The sequence below is a fragment of the Wohlfahrtiimonas populi genome (assembly GCF_002006795.1).
GTDB classification, from domain to species: domain Bacteria; phylum Pseudomonadota; class Gammaproteobacteria; order Cardiobacteriales; family Wohlfahrtiimonadaceae; genus Wohlfahrtiimonas; species Wohlfahrtiimonas populi.
Map to the genome: position 1 here is coordinate 203,485 of NZ_MVDN01000002.1, position 21,652 is coordinate 225,136.

Annotated in this window: 29 protein-coding genes; 18 read left to right on the top strand and 11 right to left on the bottom strand. The window is 36.8% G+C overall.

All coding sequences use genetic code 11. The features are described from left to right. Positions 1–14 precede the first annotated feature (14 nt). A complete protein-coding gene (locus tag BZK16_RS03860) occupies positions 15–950 on the top strand; it encodes a metal ABC transporter solute-binding protein, Zn/Mn family (RefSeq protein ID WP_077927579.1) in 936 nt (311 codons plus the stop codon). Here BZK16_RS03860 and BZK16_RS14690 read toward each other — a convergent pair. After that, on the bottom strand, positions 939–1,451 hold the full coding sequence (locus tag BZK16_RS14690) for a methylated-DNA--[protein]-cysteine S-methyltransferase (RefSeq protein WP_077927580.1): 513 nt from the start codon (positions 1,449–1,451) through the stop codon (positions 939–941). The genes BZK16_RS03860 and BZK16_RS14690 overlap by 12 nt on opposite strands. 234 nt (positions 1,452–1,685) lie before the next feature. Between BZK16_RS14690 and BZK16_RS03870 the strand changes: the two genes are divergently transcribed. Then, positions 1,686–2,288, top strand: a complete 603-nt coding sequence (locus tag BZK16_RS03870; RefSeq protein ID WP_077927581.1) for a PadR family transcriptional regulator — start codon at positions 1,686–1,688, stop codon at positions 2,286–2,288. Between the two features lie 74 nt (positions 2,289–2,362). Next, positions 2,363–2,632: a DUF2798 domain-containing protein gene (locus tag BZK16_RS03875; RefSeq protein WP_332881362.1), complete on the top strand. Its 270-nt coding sequence runs from the start codon at positions 2,363–2,365 to the stop codon at positions 2,630–2,632. A 115-nt stretch (positions 2,633–2,747) separates the two neighbouring features. On the opposite strand, the gene BZK16_RS03880 is transcribed toward BZK16_RS03875, so the two are convergent. From BZK16_RS03880 to artP, 6 genes are read right to left on the bottom strand one after another with little or no spacing between them, the layout of a single operon-like run. Further along, positions 2,748–3,455 (bottom strand): DsbC family protein, encoded by a 708-nt coding sequence (locus BZK16_RS03880; protein ID WP_077927583.1) that lies wholly within the window; start codon positions 3,453–3,455, stop codon positions 2,748–2,750. A gap of 17 nt (positions 3,456–3,472) precedes the next feature. Then, positions 3,473–4,354, bottom strand: coding sequence for a site-specific tyrosine recombinase XerD (gene xerD / locus BZK16_RS03885; protein WP_077927584.1), 882 nt, complete (start codon positions 4,352–4,354; stop codon positions 3,473–3,475). After that, on the bottom strand, positions 4,351–5,010 hold the full coding sequence (locus tag BZK16_RS03890; protein WP_077927585.1) for an ABC transporter permease subunit: 660 nt from the start codon (positions 5,008–5,010) through the stop codon (positions 4,351–4,353). The genes xerD and BZK16_RS03890 overlap by 4 nt, the downstream gene beginning before the upstream one ends. Positions 5,011–5,019: 9 nt before the next feature. Then, positions 5,020–5,703: an ABC transporter permease subunit gene (locus BZK16_RS03895; RefSeq protein ID WP_077927586.1), complete on the bottom strand. Its 684-nt coding sequence runs from the start codon at positions 5,701–5,703 to the stop codon at positions 5,020–5,022. Between the two features lie 30 nt (positions 5,704–5,733). Beyond that, the gene (locus BZK16_RS03900; protein WP_077927587.1) at positions 5,734–6,471 is read right to left on the bottom strand and encodes a lysine/arginine/ornithine ABC transporter substrate-binding protein; all 738 of its coding nucleotides are present in this window, start codon (positions 6,469–6,471) and stop codon (positions 5,734–5,736) included. A gap of 21 nt (positions 6,472–6,492) precedes the next feature. Further along, positions 6,493–7,218: an arginine ABC transporter ATP-binding protein ArtP gene (artP, locus tag BZK16_RS03905; protein ID WP_077927588.1), complete on the bottom strand. Its 726-nt coding sequence runs from the start codon at positions 7,216–7,218 to the stop codon at positions 6,493–6,495. Between the two features lie 147 nt (positions 7,219–7,365). Here artP and BZK16_RS03910 point away from each other — a divergent pair, with 147 nt between their 5' ends. The 3 genes from BZK16_RS03910 to BZK16_RS03920 are packed head-to-tail and all read left to right on the top strand — an operon-like array spanning position 7,366 to position 9,447. Next, a complete protein-coding gene (locus BZK16_RS03910) occupies positions 7,366–8,211 on the top strand; it encodes a DEAD/DEAH box helicase family protein (protein WP_077927589.1) in 846 nt (281 codons plus the stop codon). Next, entirely contained in the window at positions 8,211–8,624 is a 414-nt protein-coding gene (locus BZK16_RS03915) for an Mth938-like domain-containing protein (RefSeq protein ID WP_077927590.1), read from the top strand. The genes BZK16_RS03910 and BZK16_RS03915 overlap by 1 nt, the downstream gene beginning before the upstream one ends. Before the next feature lies 1 nt (position 8,625). Then, positions 8,626–9,447, top strand: a complete 822-nt coding sequence (locus BZK16_RS03920) for a hypothetical protein (protein ID WP_077927591.1) — start codon at positions 8,626–8,628, stop codon at positions 9,445–9,447. Between the two features lie 49 nt (positions 9,448–9,496). Here BZK16_RS03920 and corA read toward each other — a convergent pair whose 3' ends face one another. Then, entirely contained in the window at positions 9,497–10,552 is a 1,056-nt protein-coding gene (corA, locus tag BZK16_RS03925) for a magnesium/cobalt transporter CorA (protein WP_077927592.1), read from the bottom strand. Positions 10,553–10,760: 208 nt separating this feature from the next. Between corA and BZK16_RS03930 the strand changes: the two genes are divergently transcribed. From BZK16_RS03930 to BZK16_RS03945, 4 genes are all read left to right on the top strand, one after another. Next, positions 10,761–11,000, top strand: coding sequence for a FeoA family protein (locus BZK16_RS03930; RefSeq protein ID WP_198932431.1), 240 nt, complete (start codon positions 10,761–10,763; stop codon positions 10,998–11,000). A 2-nt stretch (positions 11,001–11,002) separates the two neighbouring features. Then, positions 11,003–13,351: a Fe(2+) transporter permease subunit FeoB gene (feoB, locus tag BZK16_RS03935; protein WP_077927593.1), complete on the top strand. Its 2,349-nt coding sequence runs from the start codon at positions 11,003–11,005 to the stop codon at positions 13,349–13,351. Beyond that, the gene (locus BZK16_RS03940) at positions 13,348–13,611 is read left to right on the top strand and encodes a FeoC-like transcriptional regulator (protein WP_077927594.1); all 264 of its coding nucleotides are present in this window, start codon (positions 13,348–13,350) and stop codon (positions 13,609–13,611) included. Before feoB ends, BZK16_RS03940 begins: the two co-directional genes overlap by 4 nt. 71 nt (positions 13,612–13,682) lie before the next feature. Beyond that, a complete protein-coding gene (locus tag BZK16_RS03945; protein ID WP_077927595.1) occupies positions 13,683–14,126 on the top strand; it encodes an OsmC family protein in 444 nt (147 codons plus the stop codon). A gap of 57 nt (positions 14,127–14,183) precedes the next feature. Here BZK16_RS03945 and BZK16_RS03950 read toward each other — a convergent pair whose 3' ends face one another. Continuing rightward, on the bottom strand, positions 14,184–15,002 hold the full coding sequence (locus tag BZK16_RS03950; protein WP_077927596.1) for a symmetrical bis(5'-nucleosyl)-tetraphosphatase: 819 nt from the start codon (positions 15,000–15,002) through the stop codon (positions 14,184–14,186). 3 nt (positions 15,003–15,005) lie between these two features. Then, positions 15,006–16,136: a tetratricopeptide repeat protein gene (locus BZK16_RS03955; RefSeq protein WP_233145184.1), complete on the bottom strand. Its 1,131-nt coding sequence runs from the start codon at positions 16,134–16,136 to the stop codon at positions 15,006–15,008. Between the two features lie 148 nt (positions 16,137–16,284). On the opposite strand from BZK16_RS03955, the gene BZK16_RS03960 reads away from it, so the two are divergent. The 8 genes from BZK16_RS03960 to cobC all read left to right on the top strand — a co-directional run bounded on the left by BZK16_RS03960 (position 16,285) and on the right by cobC (position 21,412). Continuing rightward, positions 16,285–16,797, top strand: coding sequence for a UPF0149 family protein (locus BZK16_RS03960; protein WP_077927597.1), 513 nt, complete (start codon positions 16,285–16,287; stop codon positions 16,795–16,797). Beyond that, positions 16,794–17,426: a bifunctional 4-hydroxy-2-oxoglutarate aldolase/2-dehydro-3-deoxy-phosphogluconate aldolase gene (gene eda, locus BZK16_RS03965; RefSeq protein ID WP_077927598.1), complete on the top strand. Its 633-nt coding sequence runs from the start codon at positions 16,794–16,796 to the stop codon at positions 17,424–17,426. The genes BZK16_RS03960 and eda overlap by 4 nt, the downstream gene beginning before the upstream one ends. Position 17,427: 1 nt before the next feature. Continuing rightward, on the top strand, positions 17,428–17,868 hold the full coding sequence (locus BZK16_RS03970) for a LysE family transporter (protein ID WP_077927599.1): 441 nt from the start codon (positions 17,428–17,430) through the stop codon (positions 17,866–17,868). After that, positions 17,853–18,497, top strand: coding sequence for a LysE family transporter (locus BZK16_RS03975; RefSeq protein ID WP_077927600.1), 645 nt, complete (start codon positions 17,853–17,855; stop codon positions 18,495–18,497). Before BZK16_RS03970 ends, BZK16_RS03975 begins: the two co-directional genes overlap by 16 nt. Positions 18,498–18,565: 68 nt before the next feature. Then, the gene (gene cobU, locus BZK16_RS03980; protein WP_077927601.1) at positions 18,566–19,090 is read left to right on the top strand and encodes a bifunctional adenosylcobinamide kinase/adenosylcobinamide-phosphate guanylyltransferase; all 525 of its coding nucleotides are present in this window, start codon (positions 18,566–18,568) and stop codon (positions 19,088–19,090) included. Further along, a complete protein-coding gene (gene cobT, locus BZK16_RS03985; RefSeq protein WP_077927602.1) occupies positions 19,087–20,130 on the top strand; it encodes a nicotinate-nucleotide--dimethylbenzimidazole phosphoribosyltransferase in 1,044 nt (347 codons plus the stop codon). The genes cobU and cobT overlap by 4 nt, the downstream gene beginning before the upstream one ends. Next, the gene (gene cobS / locus BZK16_RS03990; RefSeq protein ID WP_077927603.1) at positions 20,130–20,885 is read left to right on the top strand and encodes an adenosylcobinamide-GDP ribazoletransferase; all 756 of its coding nucleotides are present in this window, start codon (positions 20,130–20,132) and stop codon (positions 20,883–20,885) included. Before cobT ends, cobS begins: the two co-directional genes overlap by 1 nt. Continuing rightward, positions 20,882–21,412, top strand: a complete 531-nt coding sequence (gene cobC / locus BZK16_RS03995; RefSeq protein WP_077927604.1) for an alpha-ribazole phosphatase — start codon at positions 20,882–20,884, stop codon at positions 21,410–21,412. Before cobS ends, cobC begins: the two co-directional genes overlap by 4 nt. Here the strand turns inward: cobC and BZK16_RS04000 are convergent. Next, complete coding sequence (locus BZK16_RS04000) at positions 21,402–21,620, bottom strand: hypothetical protein (protein WP_143691134.1); 219 nt, start codon at positions 21,618–21,620, stop codon at positions 21,402–21,404. The two genes, cobC and BZK16_RS04000, sit on opposite strands and share 11 nt — an antisense overlap. Positions 21,621–21,652: the final 32 nt, after the last annotated feature.

The following is a 21,652-nucleotide window of genomic DNA, read 5'->3' on the forward strand; positions in this document are numbered from 1 at the left end:
ACAAGGAATTCTGCATGAAAAAGCTTTTACTCTCCTTTGTTATCGCATCTAGCTTAGCAGCGTCTGCATTAGCTGAATTGAATGTTGTGACATCATTTTCCATACTAGAAGATATTGCGCACAACATTGGCAAAGATAAAGTTAAAATCACATCTATGGTGAAGCGCAACCAGGATCCCCATGGTTATGATCCATCATTCTCTGATATCCAAAATTTGTACAAAGCCGACTTATTAATTGTGAATGGGCTAAATTTTGAAAACTGGCTCAATCGTGCTACTCAACAAGCCAATTTCAAAGGCGAAATTATCACTGTCAGCAAAGGTGTAAATGTTATTCATTTGGAAGATGATCATGACCATAATCACGATGAAGAAAACCACAACGATCACGGACATGATCATGGTGATGTTGATCCACACATTTGGCAAAATCCATTGAATGGTATCATCATGGCTGAAAATATTACTCAAGCGTTCATTGCCAAAGATCCTGACAATAAAGCTTTCTACGAGAAGAATTTTGAGACATATAGCCAGCAGTTACGTGATTTAGATAATAACATCATGGAAAAGTTACAAAACAACCCAAGCCAACCGCTAAAAGGCATTGTATTGCACGATAGCTTCAGATATTTCACAGAACGTTATCCTATGCAGTTCTTCCCTATTTTAGATGCTCACAGTATCAGCGAGCCTTCAGTTAAAACATTCGCTGGCATTAAAACATTGATCAATGATAATCAAATTCCTGTTATTTTTGCGGAATCTATGGAGCAAAACCGTTTCATTACAACGGTTGTGAATGATTATAATATTGTGAATGGTGGGCAATTAATCTCTGACACAATTTTAGACTTTGGCAAAGCATGTGATTCTTACATTGGCATTCTAGAATGCAATGTTAAAACCATTAACCAAGCCTTTGAAACTGTACGATCAAATCAATAAATCTTGATCACTTTCCAAATTTAATAGATATTGCTTGCGGTGCAAGCCGCCAGCATATCCTGTTAATGAACCATCACTGCCGATCACACGATGACATGGCACAATAATACCTATCTTGTTCTTACCATTGGCACTAGAAACTGCACGGATCGCTTTTTCATTGCCCAATTGAATAGATTCATCTTTATAGCTAATGGTTCGGCCATAAGGAATTGTGAGCAATGCATTCCAAACAGATTGCTGAAACTCTGTGCCAAGCATCAATAATTCCATCGTAAACTCTTTACGCTCTTTATTAAAATACTCTGTGAGCTCTTTTCGAGTTTGTGCCAATACCGCTGTTTCCTCAGCTTTTGGCTTTAATTTTGCAGCTTTGCCAACAGACTCCACAACTTCTGATAAAGCATCATCCACAAACTCTAATGCACACAATTTACCAAATGCATCGCAAGCAACCACTTGCCCAATTGGCGTATCAATCAAAGCATAATATAAATTCATAGCACAGTGCCTTTATCACAAATTGTTTCGATAATATTAGAGATAAGTGATCATTTAAGCAATCTCGAAGAATTCACAAAAAATAATTTTATTAATTTTCAATTGGTTAAAATAAATTCAATCTTAAAATATTTTTAGATATATCTAAATATTTTACAACCGAATAAATTTATGTTTTAATTGCTCTCAAGATATACATACAGATATATCTGAATAAATTAAAAGGAGATAATTATGAAACATCATCATAAAGATCATTACTCACATGAGCAACATGGGAATCATGATAAACACTGTTCACATGGGCAACATCGCCATCATGAAGAACATCGTGGTGGTAAACGATTAAAACGCTTATTTGAACGTGGTGATCTACAACTACTATTATTGCTTCAACTCAAAACCAAAAATTCTCATGGTTATGAGTTAATTAAGTCAATCAATGACTTAACATCTGGTTTATATGAACCAAGCCCTGGTGTGCTTTATCCAACGTTATCTATGCTAGAAGATCAGGAATTGATTGTACAAGATGCAAATGAAACTAATCGAAAAGTATATATGATTACACCATTAGGCTTAGAACATCTACAGCAACATGAAGCAAAAATTACATTGATCAAAGAGCGTTTAGTATCAACGCAACATGCTCAAGATAATGTTCACATTTCTAACGAATTGGAAGATGCCATTCGCCGCTTTAAAATGCTAATGCGCCACCAAATTCGTCAGGATCAGATCTCTCAAGATCAATTAAACAAAATTGTTGCTATCATTAATCAGGCAAACTTAGAAATTGAAAAAGCTTACCAAGCTATTGCTCCAAACCATGAGTAATTAGTTATAAGATTTTTCCGTAAGCATTAACGTTACTCAATGCATTCTACTTTATAGAAACTATGGAGAAATCTATGTCAGATTCACGATTCAATCGTTACAAATTACCACCAAAAGCCATGCACCTTTTGGTACCTCTTTTCTTATCATTCACGATGTCCTGCATCGTTTCATGCATCAGCGTTTTGAGAAGCGTTGGCTTCGCTGATTTCCATATCAATACTTGGTGCGCTTCGTGGATGATTTCTTGGGCTATTGCTTTCCCATCTGTATTGATACTTTTGCCCATTGTTCGCAAATTTTCATTAATGCTTATTAGGGTAGAAACTTCTGCCACTAAATGAGCTTCTTTATAAACTGCAACTACAATATTCAAGTGCAAAAAAAGAGATAACGATTGTTATCTCTTTTTTATCATCTGTTGTTATGCTTTTCTTAGAGAAAAATAATCCCTGAAAGTTATTTGCCACTTTTAATCAAGTTAAGTAACTCTTCAGCTGGAACATAACCACCAATCATTTGACCATTTTCTAAAATGATATTTGGCGTGCCTGTGATGCCAAAAGAAATACCCAATTGATATTGCGCTTCTACTGGGCTTTCGCCTTCACATTTTACTTTAGCATCCACTTGGCGTTTGCTCATAGCTGCATCCACTGCTGCTTTAGGATCTTTTGCACACCAAACACTTTCCATACGCTCTTTTGTCGCAATCGCAGGGAATGCCATATAACGCACTTCAACACCTTCTTTTAGGTATTTTGGAATATCATCATGCAATTTTTTGCAATATGGACAGTTCACATCTGTAAATACAGTGATCGTATGTTTTTTAGCACCTTCTGGTGAGTAAATGATCATATCCTTAGGATTCATTTTTTCTAATGCCATCGTGCGGATTTTATTCTGACGATTTTCTGTTAAATTTACACGATCTACTAAATCTGTGATTTGACCTTCAAACAAATAACGACCATCTTCAGATAAATACAAAGGTAAATTCACACCTTCAATGTATAACTCATTGATACCTTTTACACCACTTGGAGATACTTTTTCTACTTTCATTCCACCTAGAATAGACTCAATGTGGGATAAATCTGTTTTTGCCACTGAAATACTAGTTGTTGCCAACATAAATCCCAATGCAACTGCAATTTTTTTCATACTTACCTCTTTCTCAATCATCCTCGTGGATGATGCTCTTGGTGGATTGATTTCAAGCGCTCTTTTGCAATATGAGTATAAATTTGCGTAGTTGATAAACTTGAATGTCCTAATAATAATTGTACAACACGCAAATCAGCCCCATGATTTACTAAATGTGTTGCAAATGCATGTCTTAATGTATGCGGAGATATTGTAGACGAAATACCAACTCTTTGGGCTGTTTTTTTGATCACATACCAAAATGCTTGGCGTGTCATCGTATCGCCACGATTGGATAAAAACAGCCATTCTGTGCTATTACCTTTAGATAACTCGCCGCGTGCTCCATCTAAATATTTCTCTAGCCATTCAATGCCTACTTCGCCAATTGGCACTAATCGCTCTTTGTTACCTTTGCCCACTAAGCGCACAACGCCAGCTTGTAAATTAACTTGTGACATTGTTAAAGAGATTAATTCAGTCACACGTAAACCACAGGAATACAATAATTCCATCATGGCTCGATCACGCAATCCCAATGGCGTTGCCAAATCATGGCTATTCAATAATGCTTCTACATCATCTTCACTCAATGATTCAGGCAATGTTGCGGTAAATTTTGGCACAATGAGTTTACGTGCAGGATTATCTTCTCGGATTTGTGACACAATCAGAAAATCATAAAAATGCTTAAAGGCGGAAACAAAGCGCGCAATGCTGCGTGGGCTAATTTTCTCAGAGAGTTTCAGCTGAATATATTCTTGTAATATTTCTGTATCAGCTTGCTCTAGCTGAGCATCTTGCTCAGCTAGGTATGATTCTAATTTTTGTAGATCTGATAAATAAGATTGCAACGTCAGTGGCTGCAATCCTTCTTGATAGTATAAAGTTTCTTCGAATTGACTCAGTAAACTCATACAGCTTCAAAAGCCATGAGCTTACGCTCAACTAACTTAGAACCCAAAATCAAAATACCATTGATTACTAAATAAACTGCGCCTGCAACAGCATAGTAAGTTAAGTAATCATATGTTCTGCCTGTGATTTCCATTGTTCTACCCATAATATCCATCAAAGTAATGGTAGAAACTAATGCAGAACCTTTAGATAGCAGAACCACTTCATTAGAATAACTTGGCAATGCTCTACGCAATGCCAATGAGAACATCATTTTTACCACTTGAAAGCGCTTTAAGCCCAATGCCGCAGATGCTTGCCATAAACCTGGTGCAATGTTCATAATCGCGCCATGGAATAATTGCACTGTATAAGCTGCTGAATTTAGTGCCAATGCAAATACTGCACAAAACCAAGCATGATCAAACCAAGTACCACGCAAAAATTCAAATTGCTTTGGTGCATAGTAAACCAAGAAAATCTGAATGAATAATGGCGTACCAGTTAAGAAAATAACTAAAGCTTTGATTAAATAAGCTAAAGGATTTTTCTTCTCTTTATAAATTAATCCTACAACTAATACCAAAGCTAAAATGAAACCAATAATCAATGATGCGAATGTTACGCCTAAACTGACTGGGATTCCGCCCATGATGAATAAAACATCTTCTTTCATGTTATCCCCTTATGCTCTTTCGTGACGCGTTAAAAAGAGCTGGAACCCTTTTTGAATCTGTTGGCTTAATAAACTGATGGATAAATAGATCAATGAAGCAATGATCAACCAAGTGAAGAAATCACCCGTTGCATTTGCAGCTGTTTGCCCTGCTGACATTAAATCTGATACGCCGATTGTATAAACCAATGCCGTATCTTTCAATAATACTAACCATTGATTGCCTAAGCCTGGCAATGCATGGCGCCACATTTGTGGCATGATGATGGAGAAAAATGCGCTCACCTTGGAAATACCTAAAGCATCACACGATTCCCATTGTGACCTTGGTACTGCTTGCAATGCACCACGCAATGTTTGCGATGCATACGATGCAAAAATTAAAGACAATGCGCCAGCACCCAAAGCAAATACTGAAATTTCTGGCACATCATCCATTAATAGCATTAAGCCATAAGGCACACCAAATGCTACGAATACAATCACTAATAATTCAGGCAATGCTCGAATGATGTTCACAATAATCGATACAGGATAACGAATAAACTTCCATCGGCTTAACTCTAATAAAGCTAAAACTATGGCTAAAACTAAACCAATCCCTAAGGATAATAATGAAAGCTCTAAGGTAGTCACTGCACCTTTTAATAAGCTTGTAAAAAAACCACTTTGTGAAAACAACGAATCGAGCATGAATGTGCCTAACTATTAATTAAAAAAGAACTACTTGAACCATTTCTCATAAATTGTTTGATAACGGCCATCTTCTTTAATTTTCTTCAATGCACCATTAATTTCTGCCAACAATTCTGTATTTTTTGGCAATACAGCAATCGCTAAGCCATTACCAAAGTATTCAGGATCATTCACTTGCTCGCCAACAATTTCCAATTTGTCATTACGCTTAATGAATTCAGCTACAACAACTTCATCACCGAATACAACGTTTACACGGCCAATTTCCAAATCGCTCATTGCGTTAGGATATTGTGGGTAATTTTTGATGTTAGCATCTGTAAATTTGCTCTTAATGTATTGCTGATGTGTTGAACCATTCAAAACGCCGATGTCTTTAGTTTTGAAATCATCTGCTGATTTGAACTGACCTGCCATTGCAACAAATACAGATGGATTCAAATAGTAAGGATCAGAGAAAGTTACGTGCTTTTGGCGCTCTTCTGTGATATCCATTGAAGAGATGATTGCATCAAAACGCTTCAAACGTAAGTTTGGAATCAATGAGTCAAAGCTTTGAGCAACATACACACATTTCTTTTGTAATTCTGCACAAATTGCGTTTGCAACATCAATATCGAAACCAGTAACTTCACCTGATTCTGTTTTGAATTCAAATGGTGGATACTCAGGATTTGTACCAAAACGAATCGTATCTTCTTTTGCAAATGCCATACCGCCAACACATAAACTTGCGAGCGTTAGGAAAACTTTCAACTTTTTCATATCTCTTTCCTTCAGTATTTTTTAATGGGATAAATAATCTTTGAACTCTTGTGTTACAGGATTGTCAAAATGATCACGGCTCCCTACTTCTACCGTTTGACCATTTTCTAAATATACAATATCAGTTGCAATTTTTTTTGCAAAATCAACATCATGAGTCACCACAACTTGTGTAATTCCTGTCGTTGATAATTCATTAATGATTTCTGCAACTTGTGAAGTAATTTCTGGATCTAATGCAGCAGTTGGCTCATCAAACAATAAAACTTCTGGTGACATCATCAATGCACGTGCAATTGCAACACGTTGTTGTTGTCCACCTGATAATTTCAATGGAAAACGCTCACCTAAACCTGATAATTTCAACCGATCTAGCATTTTATCTGCTTGTACAATCGCTTCTGCCTTGCTCATCTTATTGAGCTGTGTTGGTGCATAAATCAAGTTTTCCATCACAGTTTTGTGTGGCCAAAGATGATATTGCTGAAATACCATGCCAACTTTTTGGCGCAATGAACGAATATCATCATCTGCAATTTTCTTTGTAAAATCAAAGTTAAAATCAGCAATGGATAACCCGCCAACTTTTGGCATTTCTAATAAATTCATAATGCGCACTAAAGAGCTTTTACCCGCACCACTTGGACCAAGAAGTACTAACACACTGCCCTTCTTCGCCATTAGATTAATATTCTTTAATACAATATGATTACCATAACCATATTCGATATTCTTTAATTCAATCATCGCTCGCCTAAAGTGCCTATCATCAAAATGTCACAAATTTTGTAATTATAGCACCCTAATCCAATTCCTTAAATGCAATACATATATAAATTTATATTGAATTGGCTATAATGTTTTTCTTCTTATTTCTTTCAGCTGATAAAGACCATGCAATCGTATAATTTTTTAGAGCAAAACAATCAACGCATCGCACTTATGGGAATGAGCGGTGTTGGCAAAACAACGTTATCCAATCTATTACCTAAAAATGAATGGTTCCATTATTCGATTGATTACCGAATTGGTACGCGATACTTGCATGAAGAAATTACAGATTTATTAAAAATTGAAGCGATGAAAAGCCCAGCATTGGCTAAATTATTGAGAAACGATTCAATTTTTATTTCACCCAATGTTACTTTCGATAATTTAAGTGCCATTTCTATGTTTATTGGCATGGTGGGCGCATTGGATAAAGGAGGATTACCTTTAGATGAATTTTTAGCACGCTTACAAGCGCATCGCACAGCAGAAATCAAAGCAATGGAAGATACAAAAGCTTTCATTAATCGTGCGACAAATATTTATGGTTATCCTAATTTTATTTGTGACTTTAGTGGCAGCGTATGTGAATTGGATGCGCCTGAAGTGATTCAAGATGTTGCTGATGAATGCTTATTGGTTTATTTAAAAGCAACTGATGGCATGATGTCCACATTGATTGAGCGTGCGCAAAAATATCCAAAGCCGCTCTATTATCAAGCAGACTTCTTACACAATGCGATTAAAAATTATTGTGAAGAACAAAGCTTATCTTCTTGGGCTGAAATCAATCCTGATCATTTTGCTGTTTGGGTATTCCCACACTTAGTGGCGCATCGCATTGTTCGTTATGATGCAATTGCAGCAAAACATGGCATTACATTATCGGCAGAAGATACATTGAACATTACAAGTGCTGAAGAGTTTTTAAACCTCATTCACACAACATTGCAGAAAAAAGAAGGAAAATAATGTCACAGAATGATGAATCTCAACACATTGGCACATCGAATCTTCGTAAAGAAGATGATGGCTTTTTAGCTGTTAAAAAATATGATGTGAATGAATTTACGCTTATCAATGGTGAAACTTATGAAGGTGCAATCGCCCTTTATAAAGGCAAAGTTTATACAGACATTATGCCTGCAAACTTTGATGAGATTACAGAAACACATTTTCGCAAATGGTTATCTTTAAAGCCTGAAATGATTTTGATTGGCACAGGTTCTTCGCACTTTTTCTTAAAGCCTGAGCAAGTTGCTTATTTTTATGCAAAAGGTGTGGGCATTGAAACCATGCGCACAGATTCAGCATGTAGAACTTATAGCGTAATCGCTGGCGAAATGCGCAATGGCTTAGCGATTTTGTTTCCAATTATGGAATAGCATGAGTGCAATAAATGTGGTACCTTCCGCAAGAATTTATGTACTAATATCTCCTCAAAGCAACCAAGCAATAATTATCCGAACTGGTCCTGCAGAACAGAACCTTACTGTTGGATGGAATTTAAAGTCTGATAAATTCACCCAAGGGCAATGGCTAAAAGGCAAAATATACATAGAAAAATGTGACATTTCACCTGATGGTCAACATTGGATTTATTTTGCTTATAAGCATCATGCATATACAGTCATAGCTAGAACACCATATCTCAAAGCATTACACTATTTTGAAAACGAAACGACATATGGTGGCGGTGGATATTTTCATGATGACCAAAATGTTTCATTATCTATATATCCAATAGAAGCTAAAGACATTCAGTCTAAAAATTTTATCATTAACAAGCAGCCTACCAATGATAATCCTCTTCACAATATTTCTATCTTAGCCGCCCACTTAAAAAAGAACGGATGGAATTGTCTTAGTCTGAAGCCATGGGATGAAGGTAGTATTTTTCAAAAAAATATTGATTTACAGTGGCAATTCACAATGACAAAAATTCCTTATGACTCAGTACGTTCTGATGGTGGAAAGAAATATTTTGCATATACCCTAGAACATCTCCCAAGTCATAGTATTATTGCCACAGATGATTGGGATTGGGCAGATTATGATACGTTGAATGGTCGCATGATTTGGGCGGAATTTGGCAAAATAATGGCAGGTAAACTTCGTGTTTCCAAAACAAATACTGATCTTACTGACATCAAATGTTTATTAGATATGAATGATATGACTTTTGAACCAATAATGGCGCCATACTAATCAACAAAAAATCTCGCCTTTTGGCGAGATTTTTATTTGTAACTTAATATTACAACCAACCCTTTTTCTTAAAGAGTAAATATGGTGCGATGCCTGATAAGAACATACCTGCAATCGATAGCGGATATGAATATGGGAAATTCAATTCTGGCATTACTGAGAAGTTCATACCGTAAATACTTGCGATCAATGTTGGCGGCAAAAACACCACAGAAGCAATGGAGAATATTTTGATGATTCTACTTTGTTCCAATGAAATTTGGCCCATTGCCGCTTCCAATAAGAAGTTGATCTTATCAAAGAGGAACGATGTATGGCCTGTCAACGATTCTAAATCTCGGAGAATTTCACGCACATCTTCATTCTGTGCATCATTTAATAAACGACCGCGCACCAAGAATGATAATGAACGGCGCGTATCCATCAAAGATAAACGTGCTTTACCATTAATATCTTCTTCTCTTGCAATACATACAAGAATTTCGCCCATTTTGGCTTTAGATTCTTGTTCTGCTTCTTTCATCTCTTGTTTGATTTCTTTCTTCAGCTTCTTCAATTCAGAACTTGAAGCATTATCACCGCCACTGCTTTGTTTTGTATAATCCAAAACATCTCGACTCACATGTTCTAAGCGCGAATAAATGCCTTCAAGCGCATCTGCCACGTGTTCTACTGCTGTTTCATGCAATCCTACTAAGATATCCATTGCGTTAACGACATTATCCATATCATTTACGGTTGGATGACGTGCACGCAAACGATACAAACGGAATGAACTTAAATCTTCATCGCGGATCGTAAATAAACAACCAGCGAAGATTGAGAATGCTACGGTGACATTCGTTGCACTGTCTTCAAAGTCATTCAAAAAGAAACTATGAATGTGAATACCATCATCATCTTCATAGAATCGTGCTGATGCTTCGATATCTTTAATCTCTGCCTTTTCAGGCAATTCAAATTTGTAATGATTTTCTACTAACAAACGCTCTTCTTCTGTGGGATCGATTAAATCAATCCAGATCATCTCTTTAATGATGTCTTTTTGCTCTTCGATTTTAATTTGTTGTAAACGCCCATTATGAAGGATAAATCCTGTGATCACGCTTTCTCCTTTATTGACGTTGCTGCCAAGAATAAATTTAGTTGCTAATTATAACCTGCAATTCATAAATAGTGTCATCAATATTCGACTGCATAATTATAGGCTATAGATCTCATTTTTGACATAAATCATAAATAATCATGTGCTAGTAATAATCATTATCAAGAATGATATTATGTATACATTATAACCAATTGAGTATAAAACCATGGCAACCACGACTTTAGATCAATTAGCCATCAACCAAATAGCACTCATCACCAAATTGAACACAACCAATGCTAATTATCGCAATAAGCTTTTAGCAATGGGTATTACACCTGGTTGCAAAGTAAGTATCGTGCGTGCAGCACCATTGGGTGATCCTATTCAAATCACGATTCGTGGCTTTCAATTGTGCTTAAGAAAAACCGAAGCTGCCAGCATTCAAGTAGAACTCGAGGATTAATCATGCAAACCAAAACCATTGCACTTTTAGGTAATCCCAACTGTGGTAAAACTACTTTATTCAATGCATTGACAGGCAGCAATCAAAAAGTAGCCAACTGGCCAGGCGTTACTGTTGATAAGAAAACAGGTAAATTCAACGTTGAGAATAAAGAAATCACGGTCGTTGATCTTCCTGGCACATATTCATTTGAAAATAGCTTCACCAATACATCGCAAGATGAACTCATTGTTCGCCATTATTTATTAGATAATAACGATAGCATCATTGTGAATGTAATCGATGCATCCAATCTACAGCGCTGCTTATATCTCACATTCCAATTATTAGATCTTAAGCGCCCAATGATCATCGTTTTAAACATGATGGATGTCGCAAAGCTTGAAGGCTATGAGATTTATCATGCGTTATTACAAGAAACTTTGCATTGCCCTGTTGGCGCCATCAGCGCCAGTAAAAATGAAGGGATTCAAGAACTCAAAAAAGTGATCGCTGCGTATGATCCCAAATTATATTTAGATCATCAGCCACATAAAACTTTAGATCCTGTCATTACCAATATCATCGAAACACAGTTAGAAACAGTTTCTGAGCACAGCATTTTGAACCAAATGAATGGTTGGTTATTGATTGAAGCCATCAAAGGTGATTATGTCAGTGAAAAATTCACACCTGCTGATCTTGCAGCGCTAGAAACATCACGCAAAGAGATTGCACAACTTGCTGATAGTGAATTAGACATTGCTTTAGCAAGCTCTCGTTATGAAGCCATTGATCAACTCTCGAAAGAAGTGATTAAAACTGTTGGCATTGCAAGCTCACAACTCACTTATAAAATTGATCGTTGGGCTTTAGGCAGAATCACAGGGATTCCTATTTTCCTTTTAGTGATGTTTTTAATGTTCGCCATTGCCATCAACATTGGCTCTGCATTCATTGATTTCTTTGACATACTGTTTGGCGCAATCTTTGTGGATGGCTTAGCCCATTTATTGGGTAATATCAATGCGCCTGAATGGCTCACAGCCTTTTTAGCCAACGGTATCGGCGAAGGGATTAAAACTGTTGCTACATTCATTCCTGTATTAGCCATGATGTTTCTATGCTTATCTGTACTAGAGGATTCAGGTTATATGGCACGAGCTGCAATGGTGGTTGATCGCGGCATGCGATCCATAGGTTTACCCGGCAAAGCATTTGTACCAATGTTAGTGGGATTTGGTTGTAACATCCCTGCCATTATGGGCACACGTACATTAGAAAATCACCGTGATCGCTTAATGTCCATCATGATGATTCCTTTCATGTCTTGTGGTGCTCGCTTGCCTGTTTATGCACTGTTTGCTGCGATTTTCTTCCCTGATAATGTGGGTTTAATTGTTTATTTACTCTATTTGCTCGGTATTGTTGTGGCAATTTTGACAGGCTTCGCATTAAAATTTTCCATATTAAAAGGGCCAAATACGCCATTCATTATGGAATTACCCGCTTATCATTTACCCACATTGAAAGGCACATTGCTCTCCACTTGGGAACGTTTGAAAAGCTTTATTTATAAAGCAGGTAAAGCAATTATCCTCGTCGTTGCGATTCTTGGCATTTTAAACAATATTGGTACAGATGGCAGTTTTGGCAATGCAGATACTGATAAATCTGTATTATCCAGCATTGGTAAAACGATTACGCCAGCATTTGAACCAATGGGCATCACAGAAGAAAACTGGCCTGCAACTGTTGGTGTTTTCACAGGTATTTTCGCTAAAGAATCTGTAATTGGCACATTGAATGCTCTCTATTCAGAAGGCAGTAAAGATGAAGATTTTAACTTCTGGGATAAAGTAAAAGAAGCCTTTGCAACGATTCCAGAAAATTTAGCACAAATTCCTGCATTATTAATTGATCCTTTAAAAATCAATGAGCAAACGGCTGATGGTGATATTTCTGCCGTGCAAGAAGCCAATGAAGTGGATGATGTAACTGTGACTAAAATTCAAAACTACTTCACATCAGATGCAGCTGTGATCTCCTATTTAATCTTTATTTTGTTATATACACCTTGTGTTGCAGCATTAGGCTCTGTTTATCGCGAAGCAGGCACAAAATGGACAGTTTTAGTGGCAAGTTGGACATTCATCATTGGCTGGATTCTAGCAACAGCTTATTACCAAGCACATTTGCTCTCATTAGGCTCCAGCACAGCAATTATTTGGCTCATTGTTTTAGGTTTGGCTTTATTTGGCTTATTTATGTTATTGCGCTGGATGGGCAAAATGGATATTTTCTCCCAAAGCCAATCCATTATTGCGCAAAGCCACGTGAAAAATAGTTCTGATAAGCATTGCTGCCAATGATTTTAATCAATATTAAGGATTACATTATTCAACATAAAGAAGTGACATTGCCACAATTGGCAATGCACTTCCAAGTACCTGAATCTGCCATGGAAAATATGGTGGAAATTTGGGTGCAGAAAAATGTTATCGAAAAGCTCACTTTAACCTGCAGCACTTTCAGTGATCATTCTGGTTGTGGTGGCTGCTCTGATCATTGCCAAACTCAGCTAATCCAACAAATGGGCAAAAACAAACAGGTTCTCTATAGACCAATTTGATTGGATATCCTATGATCATATCTCGCTCCCACAGAGCGAAGTTTATATTTTGAATATCATTGGGGGAGAAAATGTCACAATCACCAACTAAAGTTTATCGCGCAAAATCCATTATTACAGATAAATTCCAAGTGGAAGTTACAGCCCGCGATCATGCACTCTATTTTGATGAGCCATCGCCAATTAGCAATAATGCGGGCATGACGCCATTGGAAGGTTTATTAGGTGCAATCGGCGCTTGTAAATCCATTGTGGCCAAAGTGACTGCAAAGAAAATGGGTATTGACTATCGCTCACTAGAAATCATTGTGGAAGGTGATTTTGATTCACGTGGTTACCAAGGTGATCCTGAATTTGATATTGGCTTTAGTGATATTCATACTATATATCAAATTGATTCAGATGCTTCTGAAGAAAAGCTCAAACAACTCATGGAATTTGTGGATACTCATTGCCCTGCTGCTGCAACAATTAAAGATAGTGCGCCAATGAAATCAACTTTAAAACGCCTATAAATGCAAAAAGCAGATCATCGATCTGCTTTTTTATTCTCTTTGAGAACCTAAATACTTTTAATCTTCCTTCTTACGCTTCTTTTGAATGATCTCTTGTGGATTAGAATCTAGTCGTAATGCTGTGAGCTTTCCACCCCAAGCACAACCTGTATCAATACACATTGTATTATTTTCATTATGCAGTCCGAGTGATCCCCAATGACCAAAAATAACCTGAGTGTTCTTAAAGCAATTAGGAAAACGAAACCATGGCGTCAATCCTACAGTTTCTTTCATAGGGGTTTTTGCATCAAAATCTAAACTGACATCATCATGCAAGTAACGCATTCTCGTTAGAATATTAACGATGGCACGAATACGATCAACACCTGTGAAATCTTCCTGCCAGTTATTTGGATAATTACCGAACATCCTTGGTAAAAACTCAGCATATTGTTCATCATCCTGCAAAACTTCTTCTGCTTCTTTTGCTAAACTCAATGCTTGTGGAATCGTCCAATTGGGATATAAGCCTGCATGGCAAATTGCAATATCCAATTCTGGGATATGGCGCATCAAAGGTTGTTCACGAATGAATTGTATATACTCATTCACACGCTCACTTTTCAAAATTTCATCATAAGTATCAAAGCGCTTTAAACGAATTAAACCTGCTTGAAAAACTAAGAATGCTAAATCATGATTCCCTAACACAGGGAATATGGATTCTTTATGATCCATTAAATATGATAAAACTTTCTCGGATTTTGGCCCACGATTAATCAAATCGCCCACAAGATAAAGCTTATCTTTATCATGATCAAAATTAATTTTTTCCAATAACTTTTTAAATTCACGATAGCAACCATGTAAGTCGCCTATAGCATAAATAGCCATAATCTACTTGTTATTCCTGTTATTCATATACTCATGTAAGCGCTGAATGCTATTGTATTGCGCATGAATCGCCCAAGCATAACTGGAAGCTAACTCTTCCATGCCACTTTGCCCAAGCGCCCCAACATATTCTTTTAAACCTAAACCATCTGTTTGCGCAACCACAGTTTGTGCTTGCTCGTAATATTCTAGCGCTTTCTCAAAATTATTTTGCGTCACATAAAAATAGATTAAATCAAACAGTGCAGACAATGAGAAATAGTGCAATTGCTCAGGTGATTTCGTTAAACTCTGATTCACATTTTTCAAAGCACTGAGATAAATCGCTTCTGCCTCATTTGCTCTATCCATTTGTAACAATACCCAACCAAGCATTGATTCCGTTCTTGCTAAGTTATAATAGTCAATCGGCTGCGTTGTAATATGCAATTCATACTTTTGATCTAAAATACGTTTAGCTTTCTCAAGTTCATTGAAGTCCATATAAAATAGCGCTAAATTTTCCATCGCTAATACAGTACGAATATCGCCAAAACCAAGGTATTTCAAATCACTATTTAAAGCATAATTGTAATAATATTCTGCTTGGCTTGATAAACCTCGAGTTTCATAAGTCCAAGCCAATACACGTAATGTTGCACTATAATCGGCTGTAAAAGGATATTTCTTACGAATAGCGATTGCACTTTCTAATAAACTTGTGACTGTTTGTACATCTTTATTTTGAATGTCATATGTCCAAACTAAGGCTTCTAAAACATCTGCATAGATCAATTCATTTTTGGGATCATTTTCCACCAACATTTTGGCTTCTGTCAGAATTGTACGGGCTGCTAGTTTATCTTTTTCTAAATTGGCAACTTTTAAGAGTAATTCTAAATACTCTTTATTCGTTCTTACGCCAGTATATTCATTGATGGCACGATCATAATATTCACGCGCAGCATAGTTATCATTTTGCTCAATGAACCAATCACCAATAAATACAGTATTACGCAAACGCTGTTCAGGCGTTTCAGATTGCTCGATTAAACTGTTTAAAGCTACGCTTCCTTCCTCAGACATTGCAATAGGACCACAAGCTCCCATGGTGAGCATTCCCCATAACCCTATTGATTTTAAATGTTCTTTCATGAAAAGCGCCTACAATTGTTGTGCAAATGATACAGATTTTCTATTTTACAACAAAACATATTATCAAAAAATTTAAAATCGTGATGGATTAAAGATTTTATTCTTGGGATAATCGGTAATTGTTTTTAATCAGTGTAAGGAAGCCGTAATGAGCGACGAAATTTTATATAGTGAATATCAAGATGTATTAGTAGGTGTAAATCCTTCTGAAGCTCAAGGAATGCTGATTTCTTACATTTGTGCCGAACCTAATGAGGCAATTTTGTTATGGATCAAAGAATTGTCCCGTTTAACAAATGATGGTATTAAAGAAGGGGATCTTTTAGTTGCCCTTTACAAAGAGACAGCGCAAGCATTGAATGATTTGGATTTCACATTTTCACCCCTATTACCAGAAGGTGATGTTTACCAAAGAATCGAAGCACTTCAACAATGTGCTGAAGGTATTATTTATGGTATTGGCATCAATCATTTGAAATTAGAAGGTGATGCTTATGAATTCATGAATGATCTGATTGAATTCACTCACACAACTTTCGAGCCTGAAGATGAAGTCAATGACGAAGAAACGGAACAGGATTTCGAAGAGATCTTAGAATTTGTTCGCATGGGAATTTTATTGGTCTATCATGAAACATTGAATCAAGGAAAGCGTGAATGAGCAAATGGCTAACGACCCTTAAAAACACAAAAATTATTCCGTTAATTTCAGTCAATGATGTTGATCAAGCCAAACAAATGATGCAATTATTGGCTGAGGCCAATATTCTTGTTGCTGAAATTGGCTTCAATCAGCCGACTTCCAGTGAAATCTTAACTGCGCTAAAAAATGAGTTTCCTGAAGCTCTTTTTTTAGCAGGTGGAATCATTCAGCAAGAAAGTGCAGCATTGGCAATTGAATCAGGCGCGGATATTTTAATCACGCCTAGCATCAATCCCAACATTTTAAAATTTGCACAAGATAAAGAGTGCCCGATCATCCCTGGCGTAAATACACCTTTATCCTTAGAAATGGCTTTGGCTAATAATATTTCATTGGTGAAGTTCTTCCCTGCTGAAGCTTCTGGTGGCGTTAAGTTGATCAAAGCACTCAATAGTGTTTATCCTGATATCACTTACATTCCAACAGGTGGCATTGACGACTCCAACATTGATGAATATTTCGCACATAAAAATGTGATTGCCTGTGGCATTGGCTTTATCTCTGAAACAAAGCAAATCCAAAAAGGCAATTGGCGCTTATTGAAAACTCGCATCAAAACCATTCAATCTATTTTGAAGTACACATAATATGTTTTTATTACTGATCTCCATTGCAACCACTCAGTTGGTTGCTTTAGCTTCTCCTGGCCCTGATTTTTTCTTTGTATCTCAAGTTGCTGCAAGTTCAACTCGTAGGCAGAGCTTCCGTGCAGTTTGTGGGATTACTGCGGGTGTTTTTGTGTGGGCTTTTGCTGCTATTTTAGGATTAAATATTATTCTAAAACAGTTCCCGATATTGCACCGTGGCATTATGATTTTAGGTGGTGCTTACTTACTGTATTTAGCCTATTTATTAACGAAATCTGCAATTTCAGCACACAAAGCTAAAAATACACCATCAGAACCGAAATTACCTACGGTTCGCAGTAAATTCTTTTTGAAANCAAAAAGGCAATTGGCGCTTATTGAAAACTCGCATCAAAACCATTCAATCTATTTTGAAGTACACATAATATGTTTTTATTACTGATCTCCATTGCAACCACTCAGTTGGTTGCTTTAGCTTCTCCTGGCCCTGATTTTTTCTTTGTATCTCAAGTTGCTGCAAGTTCAACTCGTAGGCAGAGCTTCCGTGCAGTTTGTGGGATTACTGCGGGTGTTTTTGTGTGGGCTTTTGCTGCTATTTTAGGATTAAATATTATTCTAAAACAGTTCCCGATATTGCACCGTGGCATTATGATTTTAGGTGGTGCTTACTTACTGTATTTAGCCTATTTATTAACGAAATCTGCAATTTCAGCACACAAAGCTAAAAATACACCATCAGAACCGAAATTACCTACGGTTCGCAGTAAATTCTTTTTGAAAGGTTTACTGACCAATCTATCGAATACCAAAGCATTGATCTATTTTGTGAGCGTATTCTCTGCCATTGTCACAGGCTCTGTAGATATCAGCACAAAAGGCATCATCTTAGGCTTAATCGTAGTGGAAACATTCTTGTGGTTTTTATTTGTGGCTTATGTTTTCTCATTACCAAAAGTGAAAGCAAAATACCAAGAATATACACAATATGTGGATGGCGCCGCTGGTTTATGCTTCCTATTTTTTGGTGCTTTTTTAGTTTATACAGGATTATTGGGTAACCTAAATATTTAGCGTTAATCACATACAAAATATTATCTAAGTGCTAGAATGAAGATTATCCCATCAGCTAGCGATTGATAATGGAACGAAAAATCACTTTAATCACAGGCGGACAAAGATCTGGCAAAAGTAGTTTTGCTGAGCGTTATGCACTCTCTTTGTCTGATTCTCCTGTTTATATGGCCACTTCTCGTGTTTGGGATGACGATTACTTACAACGTATTCAGCGCCATCAAAAAGATCGTGGTGATCAATGGCAAAATATCGAAGAAGAAAAGCATCTTAGCCAACATTCATTGAATCACTCTGTGATTGTCATCGATTGTGTCACTTTATGGACAACCAACTTCTTCTTTGATCAATCCGAAGATTCGCTCGATGATATCTTCCAAGCAGTGCTCGCAGAGTTTCAGAAATTTACTCAAAATAATAACCATTATATTTTTGTCACCAACGAAATTGGATTGGGCGGCATATCTATTGATCCCATACAACGAAGATTTACAGATTTATTAGGTTGGATCAATCAAGCCATTGCCAAACAAGCAGACAATGTGACCTTCATGGTCTCAGGCTTGCCCATGCAACTGAAAGGAAAACTATGAGAACTTACCACATCGAAACATTGGATGAAATCTTTCGAAAAACAGCGCAAGATCGCATTGATAGCTTAGCAAAACCTGTGGGTTCTTTAGGAAAATTGGAAGGGGTTGCACGCAAAGTTGCCACCATTCAAAATACATTGAACCCTCAATTAAAGAATCCTCATCATATTTTATTTATTGCTGATCATGGCATCGTGGCAGAAAATGTGAGCCCAAGCCCTAAAGAAATTACATGGCAACAAGCACTCAACATTACTCAAGATGGTGCGGGCATTAACATCTTTACAAAACAGCACAATTTTAATTTAATCATTGTGGATGCAGGGACTGATTATGATTTCCCAAAAGATATCAGCATCATTGATCGCAAAGTTCGTAAAGGCACACGAAATTTTCTACATGAAGCAGCGTTAACACCTGATGAAGTTAATTTTGCTTTAACATACGGTGAAGAAGTTGTGGATTTAGTTGCCAAAAATGATTGCAACATTTTATCCATTGGCGAATTGGGCATTGGCAATACTTCAGTAGCATCTATCTGGATGTCATTATTAACAAACATTCCATTACAACAATGTGTTGGCGCAGGCTCTGGTTTAAGTGAAGAATTCACATTACGCAAATATGACATTTTGCAGCAATCAGTAGATCGCTATACAGGCCCATTAACACCTATGACGATTATGTCAGAATTTGGTGGATTGGAAATGATCATGGCTGTTGGCGCAATGCTTCGTGCCGCTGAACTTAAAATGACGATCATCATTGATGGTTTCTTAATGAGTAACTCTTTATTAATGGCATCCAAAATTAATCCAGAAGTTGAGCAATATGCTGTTTTCAGCCATAAAAGTGAAGAAAGAGGTCATATCTTACTCTTGGAATATTTAGGCGTAGAACCACTTTTAAGCCTAAATTTCTGCTTAGGTGAAGGTACTGGTGCAGTTTGTGCTTATCCTTTGATTGAATCAAGCGTGCGCATGATGAATCAGATGAAAAGCTTTGAAGAAAGCCGAATTTCTCACATTAATAAGTTCTAATGTTAATCACGGCTTTGATGTTTTTCACACGCTTGCCATTGTGGCGCTGGTTTACTGTACCGAGCGAAAATTTTCAGCGCGTGATTTATTATTGGCCATTTGCGGGCTGGCTCACAGCAAGTGTAATGTCATTAACCTTATTAGTGACGAACTCTTTTTTGCCATTATCTGTTGTGATTGTTTTAACCATCATGAGCCGTGTGATTTTAACAGGTGCATTGCATGAAGATGGTTTAGGTGATTTCTTAGATGGCTTTGGTGGTGGTCACTCTAAAGAGAAAATTCTCGCCATCATGAAGGATAGTCATGCTGGTACTTATGCTATTTTAGGGCTCATTCTCTATTTCCTATTAACATACAATATTATGATCAATATTGAACCGAGCTTGTTAATCATGTTTATGTTGATTGCTGACCCTTTTTGTAAAATGATGAGTAGTTTTATTACAGCGCGTTTACCTTACGCAAGAACCGTAGACGCTAGTAAAATACAAGCCATCTATAGTCAGCCAACGTCAAAAGAAATTGCAATATCGTTATTTTTTGGTTTATTGCCTTTATTAATATTGATTTGGCTCTTGCCTAGTTTTACGTATATTTTTGCAATCATTACACCAATCGTACTGTTTCTCATACTCACACAATGGATGAAGCATAAGATCCAAGGTTATACAGGTGATTGCGCTGGTGCATTATTTCTATTATTAGAAATCTCCATGATGCTCACATTCTTAGCGATTCATACTGTTCTATGAAACTCATCCTGATTCGCCATACTTCACTCAACATTGCATCTGGTATTTGTTACGGGCAAACAGACATTGATGTCAGCAATTCATTCATTAATGAAGCTACAGCAGTTAAAGCCCAATTAGTTGATTATAAATTGGATGCCATTTATACAAGCCCATTACAGCGCTGTGTTAAATTGGCTAATTTTTGTGGCTTTCCTAATGCTATTCAAGAACCCAAACTAATGGAGTTAAACTTTGGTGACTGGGAAGGCAAACTGTGGGATGACATTGATGATCCTAATTTGAAAAATTGGTTCAATGATTGGCTTAATGTGCCTGCAACTAATGGTGAATCATTCATGATGCAGTATCAACGTTACGTTGAATTTGTCAATGAACTTAAAACAAAGCATGCTGATCAAACAGTCGCCCTATTCACGCATGGCGGAATTTTACATTGTGCTCGTATTCATGCGAGGATTGATAGCTTTGATAATACTTTTGACCATAAACCTAAATATGGCGAAATCTTAGCACTTAACGTCTAAAATTTAATAGAAAATTATGAGAATCAAAATCTAAAGAGCGTACATCTGATCGTATTGGCAACACATCTTGCTTGAGAGAAATATCAGAATGATTTTGGCTCACTTCATGATTTGAAAAAATAGCCATCGCGGGTGTTAACGCAATACCAACTGTTAATAATGAACCGATTTTTAAAAAACTACGACGAGATTTATCTACATAATTCATATCAGCATCCATTCTTAAATATCCAATAACTT